The 25,826-nt window shown below is 45.2% G+C and carries 15 protein-coding genes; 12 read left to right on the top strand and 3 right to left on the bottom strand.

What is annotated here, in order from left to right; translation table 11 throughout:
- Positions 1-9: 9 nt before the first annotated feature.
- Positions 10-2,394 carry an ABC transporter permease gene (locus tag EZE20_RS17525; protein ID WP_132120056.1) on the bottom strand — a complete coding sequence of 795 codons (2,385 nt, stop codon included), beginning with the start codon at positions 2,392-2,394 and terminating at the stop codon, positions 10-12.
- 666 nt (positions 2,395-3,060) lie between these two features.
- Between EZE20_RS17525 and EZE20_RS17520 the strand changes: the two genes are divergently transcribed.
- The 9 genes from EZE20_RS17520 (at position 3,061) to EZE20_RS17480 (ending at position 16,603) form a co-directional block, all read left to right on the top strand.
- On the top strand, positions 3,061-3,366 hold the full coding sequence (locus EZE20_RS17520) for a helix-turn-helix domain-containing protein (RefSeq protein ID WP_199879916.1): 306 nt from the start codon (positions 3,061-3,063) through the stop codon (positions 3,364-3,366).
- Positions 3,363-4,589: a type II toxin-antitoxin system HipA family toxin gene (locus EZE20_RS17515; protein WP_132120054.1), complete on the top strand. Its 1,227-nt coding sequence runs from the start codon at positions 3,363-3,365 to the stop codon at positions 4,587-4,589. The genes EZE20_RS17520 and EZE20_RS17515 overlap by 4 nt, the downstream gene beginning before the upstream one ends.
- Positions 4,590-5,081: 492 nt before the next feature.
- Positions 5,082-5,744: an RNA polymerase sigma factor gene (locus EZE20_RS17510; protein ID WP_132120052.1), complete on the top strand. Its 663-nt coding sequence runs from the start codon at positions 5,082-5,084 to the stop codon at positions 5,742-5,744.
- A gap of 34 nt (positions 5,745-5,778) precedes the next feature.
- On the top strand, positions 5,779-6,861 hold the full coding sequence (locus EZE20_RS17505; protein ID WP_165933507.1) for a FecR family protein: 1,083 nt from the start codon (positions 5,779-5,781) through the stop codon (positions 6,859-6,861).
- Positions 6,862-7,016: 155 nt separating this feature from the next.
- Positions 7,017-10,397, top strand: a complete 3,381-nt coding sequence (locus tag EZE20_RS17500; protein WP_132120048.1) for a SusC/RagA family TonB-linked outer membrane protein — start codon at positions 7,017-7,019, stop codon at positions 10,395-10,397.
- 23 nt (positions 10,398-10,420) lie between these two features.
- On the top strand, positions 10,421-11,875 hold the full coding sequence (locus EZE20_RS17495; RefSeq protein ID WP_132120046.1) for a RagB/SusD family nutrient uptake outer membrane protein: 1,455 nt from the start codon (positions 10,421-10,423) through the stop codon (positions 11,873-11,875).
- A 58-nt stretch (positions 11,876-11,933) separates the two neighbouring features.
- Positions 11,934-13,433 (top strand): sulfatase, encoded by a 1,500-nt coding sequence (locus EZE20_RS17490; protein ID WP_132120044.1) that lies wholly within the window; start codon positions 11,934-11,936, stop codon positions 13,431-13,433.
- Between the two features lie 459 nt (positions 13,434-13,892).
- A complete protein-coding gene (locus EZE20_RS17485) occupies positions 13,893-14,924 on the top strand; it encodes a glycoside hydrolase family 43 protein (protein WP_132120042.1) in 1,032 nt (343 codons plus the stop codon).
- Between the two features lie 122 nt (positions 14,925-15,046).
- Entirely contained in the window at positions 15,047-16,603 is a 1,557-nt protein-coding gene (locus EZE20_RS17480; protein WP_132120040.1) for a serine hydrolase domain-containing protein, read from the top strand.
- 454 nt (positions 16,604-17,057) lie between these two features.
- Here EZE20_RS17480 and EZE20_RS17475 read toward each other — a convergent pair whose 3' ends face one another.
- A complete protein-coding gene (locus EZE20_RS17475; protein WP_132120038.1) occupies positions 17,058-17,975 on the bottom strand; it encodes a GntR family transcriptional regulator in 918 nt (305 codons plus the stop codon).
- A gap of 100 nt (positions 17,976-18,075) precedes the next feature.
- Positions 18,076-19,062 carry a DUF6282 family protein gene (locus tag EZE20_RS17470; RefSeq protein WP_165933506.1) on the bottom strand — a complete coding sequence of 329 codons (987 nt, stop codon included), beginning with the start codon at positions 19,060-19,062 and terminating at the stop codon, positions 18,076-18,078.
- Between the two features lie 299 nt (positions 19,063-19,361).
- Between EZE20_RS17470 and EZE20_RS17465 the strand changes: the two genes are divergently transcribed.
- From EZE20_RS17465 to EZE20_RS17455, 3 genes are all read left to right on the top strand, one after another.
- Positions 19,362-22,433: a SusC/RagA family TonB-linked outer membrane protein gene (locus EZE20_RS17465; RefSeq protein WP_132120036.1), complete on the top strand. Its 3,072-nt coding sequence runs from the start codon at positions 19,362-19,364 to the stop codon at positions 22,431-22,433.
- Between the two features lie 21 nt (positions 22,434-22,454).
- Complete coding sequence (locus tag EZE20_RS17460; RefSeq protein WP_132120035.1) at positions 22,455-24,164, top strand: RagB/SusD family nutrient uptake outer membrane protein; 1,710 nt, start codon at positions 22,455-22,457, stop codon at positions 24,162-24,164.
- Between the two features lie 85 nt (positions 24,165-24,249).
- A complete protein-coding gene (locus EZE20_RS17455) occupies positions 24,250-25,779 on the top strand; it encodes a hypothetical protein (RefSeq protein ID WP_132120034.1) in 1,530 nt (509 codons plus the stop codon).
- The last annotated feature ends 47 nt before the right edge of the window (positions 25,780-25,826 follow it).

The raw sequence follows: 25,826 nt of genomic DNA, 5'->3' as shown, positions 1-25,826 counted from the left end.
AACCTTTACTCATTCGCTTCGTAGACTTTTCACCGGATTCATCAGCGCTGCCTTTATTGCTTGAAAACTCACTGTTACCAAAGAGATTCCAATAGCCATAATGCCTGCCAAGGCAAAAATCCACCATTCGATACCGATACGGTACTCAAAATCCTGCAGCCAGTGATTCAGTCCGTAGTAAGCCAATGGAAACGCAATGCCGTTGGCAATCAACACGAGTTTGATAAAATCTTTGGACAACAAGCCCGTAATATTTGCAATGGAAGCACCCATCACTTTTCGGATGCCAATTTCTTTGATGCGTTGTTCGGCAGTGAAAGTGGCCAACCCAAACAAACCCAAACAGCTAATCAAAATGGCAAGAATGGAAAAGCACAAAAGCAATTGTCCGGTGCGCTGCTCAACGGCGTATTGACGTTCTAAATCCTCGTTTACAAATCCGTAACTGAACGGCTGATTGGGTTCAAACTTTTTATAGAGTTGGGCAATGTCGGCTAATGCACGTTGTGTTTCGTTGGGGCGTGTTTTGACCAACAGATTGAAATAACTTTCTTTTGGACGAAAACGAACAATGAACGGTTCGATCTTAACATTCATGGGACGGAAATGAAAGTCGCGTAGCACGCCCACAATTGTTCCGTCAAGTCCCCAAAAATTCACTTTTTTTCCCAATGCCTTTTGCGGTGTCCAACCCATGCGCCTGGCGGCGGTTTCGTTTATGAGGTAGGTGCCGAACTTGCTACTTGTGTCGCTTGCTATGGCGGTTGAAAAGTTGCGTCCGGCAGCCAGCGCCATGCCAGTTGTTTTCAGGAAATCAGCGTCAACGTTCATTTGAGTGATCAAGAAATCATCATTGGGGGTCTTTCCTGCCCACTCGATATACGAAGTGTTTTGCATATTGACTAACGTACTCGTGGTAGCCGAAACTGATGCAATACTGCTCTGCTTCGTTAGTAACTCTTTCAGGGTCAGTGACTTTTCTCGTACATTTCCTTTAAGTCGTACATACAGCAACTGCTCTTTATCAAACCCCAATTTTTTGTCTTGTATGAATTGTAATTGTTGGAACAGCCCCACTGTGCCAATGATCAAAACAATTGACATTACAAACTGAGTCACCACCAGCGTTTTACGAAAACCAGCACCTGATTTCTTATCGTAAATCCCTTTCAGCACCCTAACCGGACGGAACGAGGAAAGATAAAAGGCGGGATAAAGCCCAGTCAAAAAGCTGATAAACAACAGCACTCCGACCATGGAAGCCCAGAAAAGCGGCTGTTGAAAAGGCACGACCATCACTTTGCCGGACAACTCATTGAAAAAAGGCATCAATAAATTAAGCAGTACCAACCCCACGCCCAGGGCTATGCTGGTCATCAATAACGACTCGCCCCAAAACTGCACAATCAGGCTGGAGCGTAACGCGCCTACGCTTTTGCGGACGCCCACTTCCCGGGCCCGCTGCGTGGCTCGTGCGGTGGATAGATTGATGAAATTGAACAGAGCAATGAGCAGTATGATCAACCCCACAAGGACGAAAATACGGATATACCGAATGTTGCCATGAATGCCCCAATCAGTGCCAAAATCGAAGTCGGAATACAAATGAATTTCACGTAGTGGTTGCAGCAAAAGCGGTGTTTCGTTGTCTTTGTCGTATTTTTTTAATTGCCCTGCCAGCTTCTGACTGAAAGAGGCTATGTCGGTATCCGGCCTTATTTTGAGGTACGTATGGTAATTATTGCTGCCCCAATTGTAACTCCATTTATCATTCAACTCAAAGTATTTTAAGGGCAATAATACATCAAATTGAATGTGAGAACGCGCCGGCGAATTTTCAACGATGCCTGACAAACGAAGCGGGCGTTCCTGATTGTAATGAATGGTTTTTCCCAGAACGGATTGAGCGCGCCAATCTTTGCCAAAAAACCTTTCGGCCACGGCTTCACTGATTACAATTTCGTCAGGCGATGATAAAACGGTTTGCGGGTTTCCTTTCAGGAGTTTAAACCCAAAAAAGGACAAAAAAGAAGCATCAACTACTCGCATGGCTTCGGGTTCAACCGCCGTTTGTTGGTACTGAAGCAATCCCGACCATGCCCCTAGGCGAACCGTTTCGGTAATTTCGGGAAAATCATCTTTGAGCGCTGGCGCCAGTGGGCCGGGCGTTACGGCAAGGTCGTAAAGTCCCGTGGCCTGTTTTTGCCTTTCCGTCACCCGATACGTTTGTTCAAAGTGCGGTACGGCTCGGTCGTATTGGTATTCGTCCCACACGTACAGGCTAATGGCCATACATGCTGCTAAACCCACAGCTAATCCTACACAATTAATGGTTGAATAAAGTGTATTGCGCGTTAGATTTCGCCAGGCGATTTTTAAGTAATTTCTAATCATGATTTCAGGAATAAGGATAATAGCGGTAGTTAGGCTAAGTATTGTTTATCTTATTCACAAAATCATACCTAAAATGTAATTAAATGAAAATCAGGGTGTTGTAGAATTCATATCACGTTGAACTGTTCATTTTTGAACGATTACGTTCGATTTAGAACATGAAAAAAATTATCGAATAATTGCCCGAATCTCTATTCAGATTCTAATTATTAGTTTTGAATTTTTGATCATCATCATTTTTTAAGGCAGCACCCTAGTAATAATTACCTCCCTAGTGCAAAGCGAGGCTTCCTTTTTGAGACAGCCTTGCTTTGTTAAAATTAGAATACTAAAATTCATCGTTCTGAACTACTCCCTATTTTTAAGTCCAGCGGTCGGCTGATTATACTTAAAATCCAGCAGCATGTAAGTAATGGTGCATTGGCTTTCTTTGGCCTTTCTAAGGCATGATGGTCAAGTAAATGACACACAATACTTGACATTAACTTATTTGTTACCTACCAACCACCCATAAATTAAATGATGACGGCTTCTGTATTAAGAACCAATTTAATACCTGCAATTTCTTTATTAAATCCGTCCAGGTGAAGAATTCTTTGCTTGTAATATGTTATATTTGTAATACAATAGTAGTAATTATTTAGCAAAAAGACACTAAGTAATACAATGATATCACTAATATCACCATCGAAGGCGCTAGGTAAGCTGGCCGAAAACGTGCGTTCCAGGCGTTTAAATGCAGGCCTTACTCAGCAAGATCTGGCAGAACGTTCGGGTGTTGCCCTTCCAACGTTAAGAAAGTTTGAGCAGAAAGGAGTTATCTCTCTTGAATCATTCCTTCGGCTTCTTATGGTTGTGGGCGGCCTGGAAGAGGTGATTGAGGCAATCAGGCCTGTAAAACCAACGTTCACTTCTATTGATGAAGTATTGAAGCAGGAAACCTCAACCCGTAAACGAGGACGTCACAAATGAAACGACGTATCACAGAACTCAAAGTAGGATTGGATTTCGGACGTGAGATTCTTCCGGTTGGGCGTTTGGCAGTTCGCGATCATACCATTTATTTTGAATATGAACGGTCATTCATTCAAAAAAAATTAGAGATTTCTCCGCTACGTTTGCCTCTCAGACCTGGCGTTAGCGCTTTTGAGGCAAGACCTTTTGAGGGATTGGCTGGTGTTTTTAGCGATAGCCTGCCTGACGGCTGGGGTCGTTTATTATTTGATCGCCTTTTGCGTTCTCAAGACATATTCCCTTCCGAAATAACTTCACTGGATCGCCTGGCACATGTTGGATTTCACGGAATGGGAGCCTTGGTCTATGAACCGGATTATAGTCCGTCTGATATAGAAGATGGCTTTATTGATCTGGATAAACTTGCTCAGCAAGCCAGAGAGGTTCTTACTGGAAGTTCAGAAGAGATTTTTCAGGAACTACTTTCATTAAATGGATCATCAGCCGGGGCTAGACCTAAAGCACTCATAGGAGTGGATCAGACCCGTCGAAACATATCGCATGGAGCAAAGCAACTCGCCGAAGGATTTGAGCCTTGGTTGGTAAAGTTTCCGAATTCTCAGGACGGGTTAGATTCTGGTGTCATTGAATACGTGTATGCTTTGATGGCAAAAGAGGCGGGAGTTGGGATTTCGGAAACTCATTTGTTCGCAGCTGGTAAAGGAGGCGGATATTTTGCGACAAAACGATTTGACCGGGATGGTACAAACCGATACCACATGCATACAGTAAGCGGCCTATTGCATAGCGATTTCCGGACACCTTCATTAGATTATGAAGATTTACTGATGCTGACTGGACAGCTTACCAGGGACATACGGGAGGTTGAGAAAATGTATCGACTGGCTGTGTTCAATGTCCTGGCCCATAACCGGGATGATCATGCGAAAAATTTTAGTTTTCTCATGGATGAAAAAGGCGTATGGAAGTTATCGCCTGCCTATGATCTGACCTTTTCCAATGGCCCTGGGGGAGAACAGAGCACAATGGTACTCGGTGAGGGAAGAAATCCCTGTGACAAACAGCTCATAAAGCTTGGTCTGGAAGCAGGCCTGCCAAAAGCGCTTGTGGAAGAAAGTGTAGCCCAAACCCGGTATGCCCTGAGCCGGTGGAAGTCTTTGGCAAATGAATACGGCATTAGTCCGTCTACCAGGGACTTAATAAGCAAAAAGCTGACATGAACCGGATCCATCTGTCAGTTTATGAATATACTTCGCACTCAGACTATCAACCTTTTTGAGAGCTACAACGGCGGCCGTTAAAAGGCTATTAACAGGCGGCCACAACTTGATGATTCTGTCATGAGTTTGACTAATACATTTGATGTATCTCCCTGAAATAGCCAGACAAGTTCCGTTGCCAAAATATGATTTGCAGCTGATCTGAAAACCAATACGCTCGCCCACCAGTAAGGGTAAGTCTTCCGGTTCAGACTTATTTGGATGATTCAGCATTTTTTGGATTAGAGTAATAAGGTACTGAATTATACTAAATGTATAGAAAGGCTACAAAAAATGATTCATACAGAAACAAATGCGCTATGGATTTTTCCTGGCCCGGAAAAACTTTGAAATAAATAGTTTTTTTTCAGGACAATTCCCAAGACTCTGCCTCTTAGGTGTGTAATCTTATTTTAGTGATGTTTTATAATGGAGAATTATTAAAATCTGTTCATGCCGAAGAGTAAATCCATCGTTCAATCTCCCGTTAAGACCTCTGCCATTTTGCAGGATGCGGCCGGGCAAACCCTGTGGCAGTCGTTTCGGGCTGGCAATAGCGATGCCTTTGCTCAACTTTTGCATCTCTACTATCCGATGTTGCTGAACTACGGGGTGCGGCTTTCGCCGGATCGGGAGTTTGTCAAGGATTGCCTGCATGATCTGTTTCTGGAATTTTGGAACAAGAAAGAAAAATTGAGTGATATTGAAAATCTGAAATCGTACCTATTACTCTCTTTTCGTCGCAAGCTGTTTCGGGAAACAAGGCGCCTTAAATGGTTTAGGGAAGCAAATGAAGTAACCGAAGATTATACGATGGAAGTGCAGTTTACAATCGAATCCTATCTGATAAACAACGAGGTTCAGCACGAATATTTAAAAAAGCTGAAACTCAATCTTGAAAAACTAAGCAAACGGCAACGGGAAGTAATTTATCTACGGTTTTATCAGGAAATGGAATACGATGAAATTTCGGCGATCATGGAAATTAACTACCATTCGGTGGTCAATTTAATCTACGAAGCGCTAAAACTGCTACGCAAAAACTGGTTCTTGCTGCTGTTTTTGGTTTCTCCATATGTTCTTGACTTTACAACTAGTTTTAAGCAGCTATTTTAGGGTAACTCCATCCGCCCCTTTTGAATTACCAACCATGAAAAAGTACGAAAATTATGAGGTAGAAGATTTTATTCAGGATCTCTATTTCAGGCAATGGGCACTCGATGCTCTGCCCCCACAAGACACCTTTTGGAAAACCTGGCAGGACACGCATCCTGAGCAACATGAGAAAATAGAAGAAGCCCGGGCGCTGGTGATTGCCTACCAGCTGGAAGCTATACCGGAGGATTCTTCTGAAATCCAATTGGCGATTGAAGCAATACTGCTCGACACAAAAAAAGGAACCTTCCCGGGATTTTTTCAGCATACCTGGTTTAAAGTAGCAGCCTCCGTAGCGGTGCTTATGGGTGTTTTTTACTTTGGCAGTCGGTCAATGAATTGGTATCCCTTAGAAAAAGCAGCGGCGACCAACCCGTCAGCACGCGTTTCGGATGCGAGTGGCTTACCTGAAAAATTCAACCAAAGTTCGGTTGTGCAGGAATTTACGCTCAGCGATGGTTCAAAGGTATTGCTGGATCCCAACAGCCGGCTGCGAATCAGTGAAGAGTTCGGGCAAACCAGGCGGGAGGTTTTTCTGGATGGGGATGCCTCGTTTGATATTGTCAAAAATCCGCAGAAACCATTTTTGGTTTATACCGAAAAACTGGTGACCAAAGTGCTGGGAACAAGTTTTCGGGTAACGGCCAAGGCCGAAAATCAAAGCGTGTACGTATCGGTAACGAGTGGGAAAGTAACGGTTTACAAAAGCAGGGCAAATCCAAATCCTGCTTTATCCGAAGAAATAATCCTGACTCCCAACCAGCAGGCAGTATACGTGAAGTCGGATGACAAACTCATCAAAACCATTGTAGAAAACCCCCGTCAACTCCATAAACCTTTGACATCAGCCAATTTTGCCTACAACGAAACCCCGATTAGTCAGGTATTTGCTGATTTGGAAATGAGCTACGGGGTCAGGATTTACTACGATGAAGTACTCATGAAAGAGTGTAACCTAACCGCTACCCTGGCCAATGAACCACTTTTTATAAAGTTAGCGCTGATTTGCGAAACCATTCAGGCGAGCTACGAACTCATTGACGGGCAGATTGTCGTCAACGGGCGGGGCTGCCCTTAAGATTTTATTTTGTTTGAAAAATGGGTAGTGCTACCAACACTACCCATCCATTTAAAGTGATTCTCCGGGTATGAGACGGATGAATCGAAGAGTGTTTTTGCCAAATTCTATCAAATTTTTACACAAAAACAGCTGCAGGGCAGCAAATCAAATCTATGGAAAAATCTTTAGAAGCACAAAGTCTGCTACTTAGAATTATGAGAATATCCATTGTACAATTCGTATTGGCAGCAGTGTTCGTCAGCTTGTCGTATGCGTCTGACGCATCAGGACAGGAACTACTTGAAAAAAGGATTAGTCTGCGGCTGGAAGACAAGTCGCTCAAAACGATTATTTCAAGAATTGAATCCCTGGCCAACATCCATTTTATGTACAGCCCCAAGGCGACTCAGGCCGAGCGGCGCACTTCCCTGAACGTATCCGACAAACCCCTGCGGGAAGTACTGACGCTTCTGCTCGAACCGCTCCAGCTGAGCTACCGACTCGTGGGCACACAGATTGTGCTCAGCAACAAAAAACCTGAAAGCACTTCCCAGAATATAGCAAATCCGCAGGTGAGCCAGCCTGCGCCCGTGGATCAAACGATAACCGGAAAAGTGACGGACGAAACCGGCGAAGCGCTTCCGGGCGTAAGTATTGTGGTAAAAGGCTCACAAACGGGAACCGTTACAAACGAGCGCGGCATGTACAGCCTGACACTTTCAGAACAGATTCTGAACACGCAGCCTACGCTCATTTTTTCATTTGTGGGGTATTTGTCTCAGGAAGTTTCAGTTACGAATCAAACGACAATTGACCTGGTGCTTCGAACCGACATAAAGTCTTTGGAAGAATTGGTAGTAGTGGGCTATGGCAGTCAGAAAAAATCTGATTTAACGGGCTCAGTGGTTTCGGTGGGCGAAAAAGATTTTACGCAGGGAGTCAACAACTCCGCACTGCAATTGCTCAACGGACGGGCATCAGGCGTTCAGATCAGTCAATCGAGCTCTGCACCGGGCGGCGGCATCGCCATCCGGATTCGGGGTGCGGGCTCTATCAATAGCAGCAATGAAGCACTGATTGTGATTGACGGCTTGCCGGGTGCATCTACAACCGCTTTGAGTCCGGATGATATTGAGTCGATTCAGATTTTGAAAGATGCTTCTGCCGCGGCGATTTATGGTTCACGAGCCGCCAATGGTGTTGTATTAATCACGACCAAAAAAGGCAAAAAAGGAACGCCGCAGGTTAATTATAGTGCCTACGTTGGAGTTCAGAGTGTAGCTCGGAAAATGGACATGCTTAGTACGGATCAGTACGTAGAGGTACTGAACAGCCTGCGCGCCGATCAGGGATTGGCTCCAAAGTTTACGCAGGAGCAGATCAATGCCATAGGTCCTGGTACCGACTGGCAGGATCAGATTTTCAGAAAAGCGCTGGCGCAGAACCATCAGCTTTCGTTGTCGGGCGGATCCGATAACTCCAATTACTACATGGGAATTAACTACCTGAATCAGGACGGCGTGGTGCGGGGCTCGGGATTAAAAAAATATAATATCCGGCTAAATTATCAGGTGACACCCTCCGACCGGTTCAAAGTTACCCTCAATCTGAACACCAATCGCAGCCTGACTTCCAATATCCTGACCACCAATAGTGGCAACGAAAACGCCGGGCCCATCAATACGGCTTTGCAGTTTGATCCCACAACTTCTGCTGAAAGAGACGAATCAGGCAGGTATCGGTTTAATCCGCTCATTTCGCTGGAAAACCCTCTGGCCTTGATTAATGGCGTAGATCAAAGCAACGTAAATAACCGTACCTTTGGAACTCTTGCGGCAGACTATACGATCCTCAAAGGCTGGACAGGAACCCTTCGACTCGGTGGAGACATCACCAACGAGCGCAGCGACCGCTACATCAGCACTCAAACGCAGCGGGGGCTGGCCTCGGGAGGAAGCGGAGATATTTCGGCAGGCGAGGAGCTGCACTGGATTTCGGAATTTTTTACAACCTATACCAAAACCTTTAAGTCGATTCATCAGCTATCGGTGTTGGGAGGTGCCACGCTGGAAGAATACGACACCCGGATTGTAGGTGCCAATTCTATATCTTTTCTCTCGGATGCCTCTCTGACCAACCTGCTGCAAAGCGGTGATGGCGACCGGGGCGACAACGTCAGCAGCGGCCGCTCCACCAATAAACTCAACTCCTACCTTGGCCGCCTCAACTATACGCTGAAAGATAAGTATCTGCTTACCGCCTCCGTTCGGGCAGATGGTACTTCCCGCTTTTCGGATCAGAACAAATTTGCCGTTTTTCCGTCTTTTGCTTTGGGATGGCGGCTTTCAGAAGAGCCATTTATCCGGCAAATTCCCTTTTTCAATGAATTAAAACTACGGCTAAGCTTTGGTCAAAGTGGAAATCAGGCGATTGGAAATTTTGAAACACTTCAAACCTTCATCGCTGGCGGCAGAGCGATTTTGGGGGGCGGTCTGGTTCAGGGGGTAGAGCCTGCGCGTATTCCCAATCCTGATCTGCGTTGGGAAACAACCGAGGAGTTTGACCTGGGTGTGGATTTCAGCGTGCTGCAGGGAAGAATCAGTGGGTCGTTGGAATACTATATCAAAAATACCCGCGATCAGCTTTTCAACAAACCGCTGCCGACAACCTCCGGCTTTCAGAACATCCGGGTCAATTTTGGCCAGGTGCGCAATCAGGGACTGGACCTGATGCTCGAAACCAGAAATACGGTAGGGGCTTTTAAGTGGAATACCAATTTTACTTTCTCAACTCTAAAAAACAATGTGGTTGAGCTGCCTGATTTTATTCCCCAAATCTTGACAGGCGGCGTTGGGTTTACTTCCAATTATGCCATTGTAAAGGAAGGCTTTCCGATGCGTTCATTCTTTGGGTATGAAGTAGAAGGCATCTTTCAAACTCCTGATCAAATTGCGCAGTCCGCACAGCCCAACGCTAAGCCGGGCCACCCGATTTTTACCGATCAAAATAACGACGGTAAAATTGACCCCAACGACCGGGTGATTTTGGGCAGTCCGTTTCCAAAACTCATGTTTGGCCTCAGCAATACATTTGCCTACAAGGGCTTTGACCTAAACGTGTTGATTACGGCCGTAGATGGCGTGAGTGCGCTAGATAACAACATAGTCGAATCGCTGTATCCGATCAATTTTGAGCGTAACCGGTTGGCCGAACATTATCTAAACCGCTGGACGCCCGACAATCCGGGAGCGCAGTATCCGTCAGGTATCAACCCCAGTTCGTATGGAGGAGCTCTGGCGGTCAACTCACTCACGATTACGGATGCTTCTTTTGCCCGACTCAAAACGGTTGCTCTCTCGTATGCAGTTCCGTTACAGGGTAAAAAAATACGGTCCTTTTCTGTATCGGTTGCGGCCGACAATTTGCTAACAATCACCAACTTCCTGGGCTTCGACCCCGATGCCAACGCCTCAGGCACAGGCATTGAGCGCGCGAGCTACAACAGTTATCCGCTCAACCGAACCATCCGGTTTGGGGTTAATGTAGGCTTTTAATTAAACTGATGACCCAATTTATCATGAAAACGATCCATAAATTCTCACTAATTCTTGCCCTTTTTGTCTGCTGTCTGCTACCAACTGCCTGTCAGGATTTTCTGGCCGAAGATGTCTATACGCAATACGCTCCTCAGGATTTTCTACAAAGTGAAGACGGCATAAAGAAGGTGTTGGTTGGTGCGTATAGCCGTCTGCAAATAAATGGTGGTATGCGTGAAGATCAATTCACTTTGTCGGAGTTCCCCACTGATATGACCCTGACAAGTGGAGGACAGTTTGAAAAAGACGCTTTACCGTTTATTAATTTTCAGTGGGATGCGTCATCGCCTTTTTTTCGAAGTATCTGGGTGCCGCTATATACGGCTGTCCGTAATGCAAATGTGCTGCTGGAAAACATCGATAATGTTACCTCAATTCCTCCCGCTCGTCTTGCCCAATACAAAGCCGAAGCCCAATTTATCAGGGCCGAAGCACTGGCCCATTTATACCGATATTTTGGACCAGTACCGCTAGTTCTGACCACTAGCACCGAGGACCTATTTCCTGCCAAACCAACCAATGATGAGTTTGTGAATTTTATTTCATCCGAGCTTACGGCTGCCGCTGCGGCATTGCCTGTGAGTCAGGATTTAAGAGGGAAAGCCGATAAGGGCACTGCATTGGCCGTTCTGACTAAGTTTTATTTAAACACCAGGCAATGGCAAAAATGTGCTGATACGGCTCTGGAACTAATAGATTTGAAAAAGTATTCGCTCTTTCCGGAAATTGAAAATTTGTTTGCGGTTGCCAATGAAAATAACAGCGAGTTTATCTACATCTATCCTTGCTTGGCACAAGGTCCTGGTAACGTATACATGCCCCACGCTTTTCCGCCCAACTACCCCATACTTAGTAATTGGATAAACTATGGCGCCCAATTCAGAACGTATACGGCCTTTTACAAAACCTTCGACCCTGCTGACCGCCGACTGCGGATGTTTATTACTGAATATACCGATACGCGCGGAAATAAAATTAAACTATTGGAAGACGCCAATGGCAAGCCACTCGACGACGTCCGCAGTTTTAAGTATACTCCTGACCCAAATGCCATTTCGCAAAATAACGGAAATGATATTCCGGTTATTCGGTATGCCGATATTCTCCTGAGCCGGGCAGAAGCTCTGAATGAACTGCAGGGACCAACGCAGCAGGCACTGGACCTGATCAATCAGGTACGAGCGCGGGCCGGAGTGACTCCTCTTTCGCTGGCCGACTTTTCTTCCAAAGAAAGCCTGCGTGACCACCTTTTGAAAGAGCGGGGCTGGGAGTTTTTTACCGAAGGAAAGCGTCGCGAAGACCTCATTCGTATGGATAAATTCATTAGTAGTGCAGTGGCGCGTGGCAAAAATGCGGAGCCTTTTCATGTGCTGTATCCAATTCCCCAATCCGAGGTGGAAGCGAATCCAAACCTGACTCAGAATACAGGCTATTGAAATGCCTGGACGATGACTTATTTTTCCTAAACCCTACAATTTAATTTCTGGTCCAGGCATGAAAATCAGCTCAATCAAAACTTATGTTTTTCTAGCCACTGGTGTGGCCGCACTTGCAGTCTTAATGGGTAGCGTAAGCTGGATGGGCAATGAATTTGAAGTCAGAAAAAAACAGCGACCAAATGTGCTGTTCATTTTGGTTGATGACCTGGGCTGGAAAGATGTGGGGGCTTTTGGCAGTACTTTTTATGAAACTCCTGCCATAGACGCATTGGCTGCCAAGGGAATGAGTTTTACCAATGCCTACGCCGCCTGTCCCGTGTGCTCGCCAACCCGGGCGAGCATACTGACGGGGAAATATCCGGCTCGTATGAAAACCACCGATTGGTTTGGTGCACCTCAACCTTCCACGGTTGCAAAACACTGGACCAGGGATCGGCCATTACTACCTGCTGCCTACGAGGAAAATATGGCCCTGCAAGAATTCACCCTGGCGGAAGCTTTGAAAGAAAAAGGCTACGCTACTTTTTTTGCGGGGAAATGGCATTTGGGCGAAACCGAAAAGTTTTGGCCTGAAAATCAGGGATTTGATATAAATAAAGGCGGGTATTTTTCAGGATCACCGCGGGGTAATCATTACTTTTCGCCCTATAATAATCCCCGACTACCCGACGGCCCCGTGGGTGAGAATCTTACCGATCGTCTGGCCAACGAAACAATTGCATTTATAAAAAACAATCCTTCCAAACCATTCTTAGCCTATCTCTCTTTTTACTCGGTTCATACTCCGTTGGGTGCACCCGAAGAACTGATAAAAAAATACGAAGCAAAAAAAGCAAAACTGGGGCTCAATGATCAGTGGGGCGTTGAAGGCACGCAAAAAGTGAGACTTAACCAATGCCTGCCGGTCTACGGAGCAATGGTAGAATCCATGGACAGAGCCGTCGGAAAGGTCTTGAAAGCGTTAAAAGATCAAGAAATTGATCAAAATACCATTATAGTTTTTATGTCTGACAACGGAGGCTTGTCTACTGCCGAAGGGCATCCAACGTCCAATTTGCCACTGAGAGCTGGCAAAGGCTGGCTCTACGAAGGAGGCATTCGTGAGCCGATGATTGTTTATTGGCCGGGGGTAACAAAAACGGCGCAAAAAAGTGATCAGCTAGTGATCAGTACCGATTTTTACCCAACCATACTGGATATGTGTGGCCTTGCACAACTACCTGAGCAGCATATGGATGGGAAGAGTTTTGTTTCGGCACTAAAAGGCAAGCCGATGGCAACAAGGCCTGTGTTCTGGCACTACCCGCATTACGGCAATCAGGGCGGTTCTCCGGGTTCGGCCCTGCGGGATGGCGACTGGAAGCTCATCGAATGGTTTGAGGAAGACCGCCAGGTGGAACTTTATAACCTTCGTTCGGACATCGGTGAAACCCGGAACCTTGTAGCCGAAAATCCGGAAAAAGCAAAGGAAATGCTTGGTCAGTTAAATACGTGGCGGCAACACATTGGCGCAGGAATGCCCGCAAAAAATCCGGCGCACAAGACAGCCAACTAACTTTTTTAAAGGACATAATTTCAACCATAAATAAGCTAGCAACGAAGCCACCTGGAATTTCACCCAGCTTTGAGCATGCATGCCCAGCAGCGTGAGCTGATACAACAACATATTTTTCAGCCTGGCAGGGATCTGTATTAGTAATGTCTGGACTTAGTTTTCCAGGCTGTTATTACTCTTTATTTTGCCAACGTATCCAGCTGCTTTCAAATCAGGGTCAATTGTGTTGTCATTGTTGTACCAATCCAAAAACTTGTCCATTTTGGCTTTTACATACTGCGACTTATGCCTTCGTGGTGTATCTTTTCTTTGCTCATGTCACTCGATAGTATAAGGCCTTGCTTGACAATTGATTGGGAAGGTAAGTTAAGTAGAGGTTTAGGATTGCCTACTCTTGGTAAAGCATTAGAATTGCTCCGAGTATACCTTTCCCTACCTTAACCAGCTTGTATGATCTTTATGAAACAGTTTGTTTTTTGTCTGCTCTTTCTTTCCACAACCCTCAACGCCCAAACCTTCAAAAATCCCTTATTGCCAGCCGGGGCCGATCCCTGGTCTATCCATAAAGACGGTTACTACTACTACATGCATACGACGGGCCGGGACCTGAACATCTGGAAAGTAAAAGATCTTTCACAGCTTCCCTCAGCGGAAAAAGTGACCGTATGGACTCCACCAGCTACGGGCCCGTACTCCAAAGAAATATGGGCACCGGAGCTGCATTTTCTGCGCGGGAAATGGTACATCTACTTTGCCGCCGACAATGGGAGAAACCGCAACCACCGGCTCTATGTGCTCGAAAATGCCTCTGCCGATCCTACGCAGGGAACCTGGATCTTCAAGGACAAGCTGAATACCCCGCAGGACAAGTGGGCCATTGATGGCTCGGTGTTTGAACATAACGGGCAAATGTACCTGACGTGGTCGGGCTGGGAAGGTGAAGAAAACGGTCGTCAGGATATATATTTATGCAAAATGAGCAATCCCTGGACCTGCACGGGCGAACGAATCCGGATTTCTGACCCTAAATTTGGCTGGGAACATCACGGGCTGTTGACTCACCCCGGCCCGGACGACAAACCCGTTGTACTCGTGAATGAAGGGCCGCAGTACCTGGAAAGTCCCAACGGACGGGTCAATATTATTTTCTCGGCCAGTGGTTGCTGGACTGACTTCTACTCACTGGGCATGGTGTATGCCGATGCTGGCGCCGATTTGATGAACCCCACCGCCTGGACCAAGCACCCTGAGCCGGTTTTCAAGGCGACTCAGGTACCGGGGACCTACGCGGCTGGACACAATAGTTTTTTCAAGTCACCGGATGGAAAGCAGCACTGGATACTCTACCATGCCAACGCTGAGGCCGGGCAGGGCTGCGGAGGAAAACGCTCTCCCCGAATGCAGCCGTTTACGTTCACTGCCGACGGCGCACCCGTATTTGGTGATCCGCTGCCGGCAGGAATTGAGATGAAGATTCCCAGAAGCAATTGAAGAATTCAAAAACTTAGCAACGGTAATTGTATCTACCTTGCATTAAAAAGATAGACAGGTAGACTTTTGTTGGCATTCCCGAAATAATCTTTAAGACACTTCTACCAAACTATTCTAAAACCGTGAAAACAAGCCGCCGGAATTTTCTTTTTACCACGGGCCTGGGTACCCTAAGCATGAGCCTGCTTTCCAATTCGGAGTCCTTTGGATTTTTTGCGGCAGGCCTGCCCCGCAAAAGTCCCGAATCGCAGGGGGTGTCCTCAGTAGCTGTCAGGAACTTTCTCAAGGCGACGAAAGCTTCCGGGCTGGAATGGCATAGTTTCATGTTGCTGCGGCACGGCAACGTAGTAGCTGAAGGTTGGTGGAAGCCTTTTCAGGCGGACTATATGCATACGCTGTACTCTCTTTCCAAGAGTTTTACGAGTACGGCCATTGGTTTTCTGGTACAGGAAGGGAAAATTTCGGTGAATGATCCGGTCATCCAATTCTTTCCCGACGATCTGCCTGACCGTGTCAGCGATCATCTGAAAGCCATGAAGATCAAAAACCTGCTTACCATGAACACCGGCCATGAATCCGACACCATGCCGCAGCTCCGGGCACAGGAGCCACAAAGCTGGGTGAAGAGTTTTTTGGCGCATCCGGTGGTACATCTGCCAGGCAGCCATTTTCTATACAATACCGGCGCTACCTACATGCTTGGGGCTATAATTCATAAAGTGACCGGCCAAACTCTGGAACAATACTTACAGCCGCGCTTGTTTGGCCCCCTGAATATCACCGGTTATGACTGGGAAAAATCCCCAGAGGGGCTCAATACGGCGGGCTACGGACTACGGGTAAAGACCGAGGATATTGCAAAACTTGGCCAGCTTTACCTGAAGAAAGGAAAGTGGCAGGGGAAACAGCTGCTCTCCCCAAGCTGGATAGAAGAAGCAACCAGTAAACAAACCACCTCACAGGCCGGTGATAACGACTGGTCGCAGGGATACGGCTACCAGTTCTGGCGCTGCAAGCCCGGTTTTTACCGGGGCGATGGGGCTTATGGGCAGTTCTGTATGGTGATGCCCGAGCAGGATGCTGTGCTGGTGATGACCAGTGAAAGCTGGGATTTGCAGAAATCTATGGATGTAGCGTACCAGACGCTGCTGCCGGCATTCCAGACTAAACCACTGGCCACAAACGCTTCGGAGCTGGCTGCTCTAAAAGATGACATTAGTAAATTGGAGATTCCGGTTGCCAAAGCGTCGGTGACTTCCCCAGAGTCTGCAAGGCATGGAGGTAAGTCGTTTCGTGTCAACGCCAATGCATACGGGGTCACACAGCTGGAAGTGGGGCTAAATAAAGATACCTGTGTACTAAAAATGGCTACTACCCAAGGGGAGATTAAAATTACGGCCGGCTGGGAGAAATGGTACGTAAATTCACAAACGATGCCGTATATTTTCCCGGTTGCGACCCGGATTGCGATACCCTCCAAAATTGCCGCTTCTGCCACCTGGATAAATGAATCGACCTTACAACTGGATCTGAAATTCGTTGAGGCTATACATGGCGATAGTTTAACACTGACATTTGAGAAAGACAGCGTCCGGATGGATTTTATGAATAGTATTTCAAAAAACACCAAAAACTTTCCGGAAAAAAGATCCCCGCTGACAGCTAACCTTATAGAGTAGGAGGCTAAATAAATTTATGGCAATTGTAGCAGTAAGCGTGATGGTTGAAAGAATAAAGTGGGTAATTCTGTGAAACATACAGTGGAATGAATAGTAACTAATTTTCAATTTTTTCTAATCTTACAGCTCAGAAAAATTAGGAACGATACTGAGTTGTTGAGACAATGGGTAAGCTTAGTGATTTCACGCATTTGGCGTGTTATTGATTAAAGTATTTACCAAATAAAGCTGAATGGTAGGTTACTGTTTATAAGTATAATTTGGCCCAGGCTGACCAAACAGTACCGGGTACAACCAGTATAAGGCACCTTTATACAATACCTGATAATTCCCAGATTTACTTTACGTTGATTTATTTTTCGCCCGGTGGTCCTGAATGCGGCCCGCACGCACTAAAACTTGTCCACTACATCCGGTGTAAGGTGGTATAGTCATTTGAAAATGCAGTATATGTTTACTTTTCAGGAGCCATTTGGGATAAACTGGCGTTGTGAAAAAAAGCTTTTGACTCACGAAAATGATTTTTTAATTCCGCCACTGCCCCTTCATAATTATTTTCAAGTAGTGCCAATAATACCCGAATATGCTCCTCAATCAAGTATCGAAAACGATCCTGCGTCATAATTCGCTGGCGCAGGTGGAAACGGGTGACAAAAAAAATTGACTCGTAGCTTTCCTGAATAACCTGATTGTTGGTGTATTTAATGAAACTTTTGTGAAAATCATTTTCCAGTTCAATTACCTCGTCGCGGTCAATAGTTGATTTGGCAAGGACGGACTGATGTCGGTTCAATAGCTTCTTAAATTTTTGGAGTGCTGACGCAGGCAATGGACCGTTATCAAAGAGGCAATTGAGACCAAATAGCTCCATGATTGAGCGGTAGTCAGTAATCTCATTCATTTTTTTTTCTGAAAGATCAATCACTTCCCATTTTTTCCGGGGGTCTTTTCGGATAATACCTGTATTACTTATTTTTAGAAGTACCTCCCGAACCGTTACTGTATTGGCACCTGACTCTTTGGCAATCTGTAACTCGGATAACTTATCTCCTGACTGTAATTCATTTTTGGAAAACTTTTCCAATATAAAATTTTCTACCAACTGTGTTTTGGAATTAATCTTATCGATATTCAGGTAGTAATCCTCAGCCTGGGGCAATCTCAATACCAACCTTGACCGCATTTCCTGTCTAATTATCCCCTTGTTTTCCAGATCAGAATAGGCTTGTGCCAAAATTGAACGACTCACGTTCAGAAGATTGGTTAAGGTTAATTCCGTGGGCATTATCATAGGTACGTTGCCCTCTTTGGACAAAAAGTCCAGGAGGCTATTGACAGTTTTTTTTACAAGCGATGAGGGAGAATTTGTCATATTGCTTAATCGGAAAAGACTTCATTGGTTCATATGGTGTAAATATACATGATTTGAATATACAGAAAAATTGTTATTAATAAAAAACAATCAGGATCCTTTATTCTAAACCAAGCAATCGCGCCGGATTATCTTTAAGCATGAGTTCCAGCTCGGCTGCGCTGATTCCCTGTTGCTGCAACAGCTCAGCAATCATTGAGAGCCCATCCGGCGGAATGGCATTTCCCATTTGCCCAAGGTCACTGCTTAAAATTATATGTTCTGCACCAATTTCTTCAATCACAGCGGCCATTTTTTCCATAGAAACGTGACTTGATTTTTGTAAAAAAGGCAGTTGTGCCTGCGGACCTGAAATAAAACTAAGGTAGGTAAATTCGAGGAAGACTCCATTTGAAACAAGCTCTTTCATTTGGGGGAGCGATAAACCAGGCGTATCAGCTAACGCGTGTGTAACTACCATGTGTCGAACACCTAGGGCCTTGGCCTCTTTGACCAGCAGCATCACCTCCGCAGGGGCTAAATGACCAGTAGCAAGCACCAAATTGTATTGAGCAATGAGGCGAAGTACTTCAAGGGTCGGTTTTGTAAGTTTTTCCCCATCCAAAATAGAAATCCCTCGGTTTTTTAAGCCAAAAACCCTTGCATGCTGAGCAGCATCCAGGGTTGGAAACCAGACGAATTTACCGACATCTGGGGCAATTCGGTACATCGCTTCAACGGCCTTTGGATTGATTCCGCCTACACTTTCATTCAATGTTACACCGCCAAAAACCAGATTGCTTTGCAGGATGCTATTGGTTAGCCTGGCTCTTGCCGAGGTACTTTCGTAGTGATTCTTGATCACGACTGCCCGCATATTTCTTGCCATGCAAAGCTGGGCAAGTTCAATATCATTGAGACTTCTTTGAAATACATCAGGTGCTGTATGAATATGTATATCGATGCTTCCAGCAAGTGAAAAGGCAGATGCTCCCTGGGCTGGAAATTGTGCTTCACTCATCTGTGGAAGGGATAGAATCATCCAAAGGATCACCAAAAATTGAGAACATCTCATGGGCTGCTGGGTATTAATAGTTTCCAGCTGCAATAGTATTTATAAAAAACAAAGAAAGCAAGCTGATTTTGTAAATCTTTTAGATATTATAAAATATTGATAATCAGCAAGTTGAAAAATTAAAATATTTTATTTAATGGCGTTCTATCCAATTTCTCAACAATATTTTGGAAGAAAATAAAAAATATTAATACTTTTACAAAACAACAAGTGTTAATAAAAAGACAAAAGTTTTTTATTAATAAACAAAATTCAAAGGTCAATTCTCATATGGGTTTTGCCGCTTATCTGCTGAAATCTAAATAGTATAGTTTTCCTAAATCCATAGTTTTATGAAAAAAAGTGTAGCATACAACAGGAATAAAAGGCCATCGCTATCCGGTGCAAGGTGGTACTTTTCAAAAGTGGCCCCCAGGATCGTCCTGGGGATGGTCGTGTTATTATTTGCTTTTGCTCAGGCAATCGCTCAGCCAATTTCAGGCCGGGTCACGGATCCCAAAGGAGAAGCACTGCCCGGAGTAAGTGTCGTTATCAAAGGTACTTCAATCGGTACGCTTACAGATACGGATGGTACGTACCGAATTGATGTGGAAACTGGAAATGAACTTTTGATTTTTAGTTTCATAGGTTACAAGAGTCAGGAAATCCTTTTGGCGAATCGAACCCGCCTGGATCTAATTTTGCAGGAGGATGTAGCCTCACTCGATGAAGTGGTGGTCATTGGATATGGTGAATTGAAAAAAACGGATTTGACTGGTTCGGTAGTTCGGGCCAATATCAAAAGTTTTAAGGATCAGGGAAATACAAATATTTTACAATCCTTACAGGGTACCGTTCCGGGTCTCAATATAGGTACTACAACCACAGCAGGAGAAAATCCATCTTTTGCTATACGTGGTCAAACCGGACTGGCAAGTGCAAATAGCGCCCCATTACTGGTTGTGGATGGCATCATTTACAGGGGTAGTCTTCAAGACATTAATTCGGATGATATTATGTCAGTAGATGTATTAAAAGATGCCAGCTCCACGGCAATTTATGGTTCTCAGGCAGCCAATGGCGTAATTATTATTACCACTGAAACTGGAAGCCGCAGTTCAAAACCCGTTATTCAATTTTCTTCAAGATATAGCCTGCGAGCCGATGCGAATCCACTGGAATATTACGGTGGTGACGGCTATTTGCAAGTCATTCGGGATCACTCCTGGCAACAAAGTGGAGTGGGGCCGACCTTTACCATCCCAAATCCGGCCTTTGACCCAACAGACTTTTTAACACCACAGGAGTATGCTGGATTTGAACGGGGATCCAACGTACAGTGGCGCGATTTGATTATGCAACAAGGGTTTATGCAAAATCAGAATTTGAGTATTTCGGGACGAAATGAAAAGATAGGTTATTTTATTTCAGGATCTTACCTTGATCAGAAAGAAGTATTTAAGGGAGATACCTACCGCCGGTACACGGGCCGCATTAATCTGGATACAGAGGTAAGTAAATGGCTCTCCATCGGGACAAACACTTTTGCCACATTTTCAGATCATGCTGGCATTGAGTTTTCGACGGTTGGTGGAAGCACTTTTTCTCCATTCTCTGCGCCTTTTGATGAGCAGGGCAATTTGGTCCGAAATCCAAATGGACAAATTTCCACCAATCCCCTGCTGCTTGAAAACGACATTGACGTGGATCAACGCCTGCATATAAATTCTCTGATTTATGCGCGCTTGCAAATCCCGGGTGTGGAAGGTCTGTCTTACCGGCTAAATTATGGCAATTCCTACCGAACCCTTCGGCAAAATCGCTTTTCCTTTACAGCCAATAACAACAACGGCCAGGCCTATAAAGACTTCACGTTGTTTCATGACTGGACCCTTGATCATATTCTTAGCTACGAGCGAACATTCCAACAAAAACACCGGCTCAATCTGACGCTTCTCTACGGTCACGAGCAACGCTATGGGGAGGGTACGAGGGCCCTGGGGAATAACTATGCAATCCAGACGCTCGGAATTCACAGCCTGCAAAATGCTGCTCAGGAATTTATAAGCTCTTCCGCATTTGATGAGAATAGCCTATACAGCATGGGAAGAATCAATTATGCACTTCATAATCGGTATATCCTCACGGCAACAATTCGGCGGGATGGTTTTTCTGGATTTGGGAAAAACAATAAAACGGCCATTTTTCCTTCCATGGCTTTTGGTTGGACCATAAGTGAGGAACCGTTTATGCGCGAGATTGCTTCTACGCTTTCTTATCTGAAAGTGCGTGGTTCCTACGGCGTAAGTGGCAATCGTGGCCTTGAACGATACGGAACTCTCGCAAGGGTGGCAGTTCGGGATGGATATGTGTTCGGGGATGGTGGCACTACCAGACTTGGACAAAATCTCACCTCTTTTGCTGCTGCTGATCTGAAATGGGAAACCACAACCGGGTTGAACCTTGGCGTTGATTATGAGCTTTTTAATCGCATTATCTCGGGTACGATTGATTATTATAATTCCAATACCCGCGATATTTTGTTTCTAAAACCTTTGCCCGCAATTACCGGTCTGACCGGCGTAAGTGCAAACATTGGTCAGGTACATAATCATGGATTTGAAACAATTATCCGGTCTAATAATTTGCCAAACAGCAAGTTGCAATGGACTACACAATTCAACCTGGCTCGTAATGTAAACCGGATTGTATCTGTACTTGGCACTGATTCGGATGGCGACGGTAGGGAGGACGATCTGCGTGACGCGGGTTTGTTTATCGGTCAATCCACCGGAGCCATTTATAACTATGAGATTGACGGTTTGTATCAAATTGGAGATGAAATTCCACCAGGTTTTGAACCTGGATTTTTAAGAATCCGTGATCTGGATGGTAATGGCGAAATAAATTCGTTGGACCGAACCATAATAGGACGTGCAGAACCGGCTTACCAATTTGGTATTCTGAACGAATTAAAATTGAGGAGCTTTAAATTTTCCTTTTTTATCAACTCTATTCAAGGGGGCAAAAATGGCTATTTAGGAAATAATTCTCCCTGGCAGTTTGATGGCTGGAATGATGCCCGTTTGGGAAAAATAGAAAGTAATCGTCCAGTAATCTGGGACTATTGGACTCCCAGTAATCCTGATGCCGAATATCCATCTCTAAGGTATAATTCCAGCGCCAACCCTTCCATATTCAAATCACGAAGTTTTGTTCGTTTGCAGGATGTCAATCTCACCTATACCATTCCCGAAAAACTATTGGCCAAAGCAGGTCTGAAACAGGCGAGCGTTTTTGCCAGTGGTCGGAACCTGGCCACCTGGACCCGTTGGAAAGGACTTGATCCTGAATCTGGGCTAGGTATTTCTTATGGTCGTCCAGTCATTCGAAGTATAAATTTTGGCCTAAACCTATCCTTCTAAACCATATAAATCCTGAAAATTATGAAAAAGCTAGTATCGTTATTTTCGATATTTTTCCTCCTTCCATGGGTTTTTTCCTGCCGTGAAGACGAAATTCTGAATGAAGTTCCACTTGATTTTTTAACCATTGAAAACGCACTGGTAAAGCCGCAGGATGTAGAAAATTCGATCATCAGTCTATACGATTTAACCAGGCGATACTTTGGCGATGCGAGCAGCGACGGGTTGAATTTCGATATGTACATGGGAACTGATGCGGGATATCATGCCCGATTTCCCAAAATTCACGTACTTAGTGCGTATACTGCCTTTACAGCGGATGATAATTTTACAGTTAACCGCTGGCAAAATGCCTATCGTATCATCTTTGATGCCAATGTCATTCTAAATAAATTGAATGGTATACCGTTTACGAGCGAAGATCAAAAAAAGCGTTATGAGGCCGAGGCTCGCTTTTTCCGTGCGTGGAGTTACCGAAACCTGGTACATTTATATGGGGATGTTCCTTTGCTGCTCGATGATAGCATTGATCCACGGACCGACTACATCAGAACTCCTAAGCAAGAAGTTTGGGCACAGATTATTAGTGATTTTGAGTTTGCCAAAGACAATTTGCCGGATGTAAATCAGAATACTCAGGATGGCCGACTCGTGCAGGATGCAGCCTACCACATGCTTGCTGAAATGTACATTGTTAGCAAAGACTTTCCCAAGGCAATTGCAGCTGCTACTCACGTAATTGGCGGGGGAAACTATTCGCTGATGACCGAGCGTTTTGGGTCCCGAATTGATGAACCAGGAGATGTATACTGGGATCTTTTTCGACTCAACAATCAGAATAGAAGCTCCGGAAATCGTGAATCTATATGGGTACATCAGGTGGAATACCAAACCCCGGGTGGCTACGGAGTGCCCACCGGTAACGATGCCAATCGCTACGAACGAATCATTGGCCCGGAGTATAACCGGTTTATAGCCAAAGGGGAAAAAGCTGGCGTAAGAACCTTTATTTTTGAATCAACCTACCATGGGGGGCGAGGACAGGGATGGTTCAGACCGAGTGCATTGGCGACACATCTGGTATGGCAGGGAAATCAGGATCAGGACATCCGGACGTCTGATGCTAATATTTTAAGAAAATGGCGCGTAGACAATCCGGCTTCTGCTTTTTTTAATCAAATAATTGATGTAGGAAACCCTGCCAGTTTCTATGCATTTGTAGATCCGGCTACAATCGAAAATGATACTAATCGGATGCTTTACCCCGTATTCCTGAAGATGACCATGGTGAATAACCACTTTCCTACTGAGCTCGAAAATGGTGTGGGGCCCCGGATGGTTGGTGATGCCCGGCGATTATACACGGATCAATATGCCATCCGATTGGCCGAGACCTACCTGCTCCGTGCTGAGGCATATCTTGGTGCAGGAAATCTTTCGAAGGCCGCCGCAGATATTAATTCCGTGCGGGCACGTGCAAAAGCGACTCTAATTCAGCCATCAGATGTTACCCTTGATTATATTCTGGATGAAAGAATCCGTGAACTTTATCTGGAAGAACCTCGAAGACTAACCCTGGCCCGGCTGGGAAAGGTGTATGAGCGTACCGTTAAGTATAATCCTTATGCTGCACCATTTATTAAAGAACACAACAATCTATACCCAATTCCATCGCGCGAATTGCGGATTAATGCTGATGCAGAATTAAAGCAAAATCCAGGGTACAATTGAGACTCTTTTATTCCTGCCCGCTTCACGGGGAGGCGGTCAGGAATCGTATTTTATTGAATAGTAAGACTTAAATGTGCAATCAACCATGAGTTTACCGCGACGACAATTTCTGAAAAATATGGCCCTTTCATCCGCAGGGATAGGTTTATCTATACCTGTATTTCCTGAGGTTATCCCGGCAAAAAATGGCTCCCGGTTTACGGCTGATTCTATGGTTGGTATCCAAATGGCCGCCCACAGTTTATACGACGAAGGAATAGAACGTACCCTTGATTTTTTGAACAAAGATGCAGCCATCAATACCTTAATGATATATAGTCACACCTACTATGGGATTGACAAAAAACCCATGCAGGTACTGGCACGTGATCATTTTGGTTTAATACCCAAGAATCTGGCCAATCGAAAACTTCCCTATGTATGGGTACGACATCATGAACCTGCCTTTAAGGATACTACCCTTCGCCATGCGCCACCGCAGGAAGGCATGGAGTTCTTTAAACAGGATATTTTTAAAGATATTGCTGCACCGGCACGGCAGCGTAACATGCAGGTATACGCCCGGATGCTGGAAGCAGGTGACAGCCGTGGTTCAGATGGTATAAAGAACTATGATAAAGTAAAGACGGTGACAGTTTACGGTAAAGTAGGGAAAGGTGCCTGCTGGAATCATCCTGAGTATCGACAATGGATTTATGCGACCATGCAGGATATGTTTGAAACCTATGAACTGGACGGTCTGCAGTATGGTGCCGAACGAACAGGTCCCTTGTCTAACCTGGTTTTTAAAGGGGAAGTACCTACTTGTTTTTGTGAACATTGCCGCAGGCGAAACCAGCAGAAAGGGATTGATCCGGATCGGGCCACCGAGGGCTACCGGCTACTGTATGAATACATAAAAAAGGTTGAAGCTGGCAAAGATGATAGTGCAGATACCGTGATTGTTAACGTCTTTAAGTTCATGCAACGGTACCCCGAAATCCTGTCCTGGAATTATCAGTGGTTTAGAGCTGATGAGGAAATTCAACAGGAAATGTTTAACCGGGTCAAGCGGGTTCGTGCCCAGGCAAAAGTAGTCAGGCATATTGATCATCAACGTTCCAGTTGGGATATATTCTACCGTTCTGCCGTAGATTATTCAGAGATGACTGCATCGGCAGATTATATAAAACCCATTGTTTATCATGATGTTTATGGCCCTCGACTGCGCCATTGGGTGATTGAAGAGTGGAATAAACGCATTTTCAGGGATATGACCGAAGAGCAGGTTCTGGATATGTTTTATGCATGGATGGGATATTCCAAATCCAGTCGTGTAGCGTTGGATCGGTTGGATACCGAAAGCATGGGGCCGTCTTATGTTTTTGATGAAATCAGTCGATGTGTCAAAGCTGTAAACGGAAAAATTCCGGTGATTGCTGGAATCGGAATTGATGTTCTAAGACATTCACCCGCAGGCATGATGCCACAGTTAAGCGACCCTGAAATTCTAAAACAAGCGGTGTTTAAGGCCATAGAGGCGGGTGCGGGTGGATTACTGGCCTCCCGAGAGTATGACGAAATGCGGCATTCAAGTCTACGCGCATTTGGCCAGGCCGTTCGTCAATTGTATTAATTTAGAAACAGGTCTGAAAAACCAGGGGAATTGGATTTCATGTATCC

The organism is Arundinibacter roseus, from assembly GCF_004348825.1.
GTDB lineage: Bacteria > Bacteroidota > Bacteroidia > Cytophagales > Spirosomataceae > Arundinibacter > Arundinibacter roseus.
Note: the sequence above shows the minus strand (reverse complement) of the source record. Positions and strands in the feature narration are given on the sequence as shown.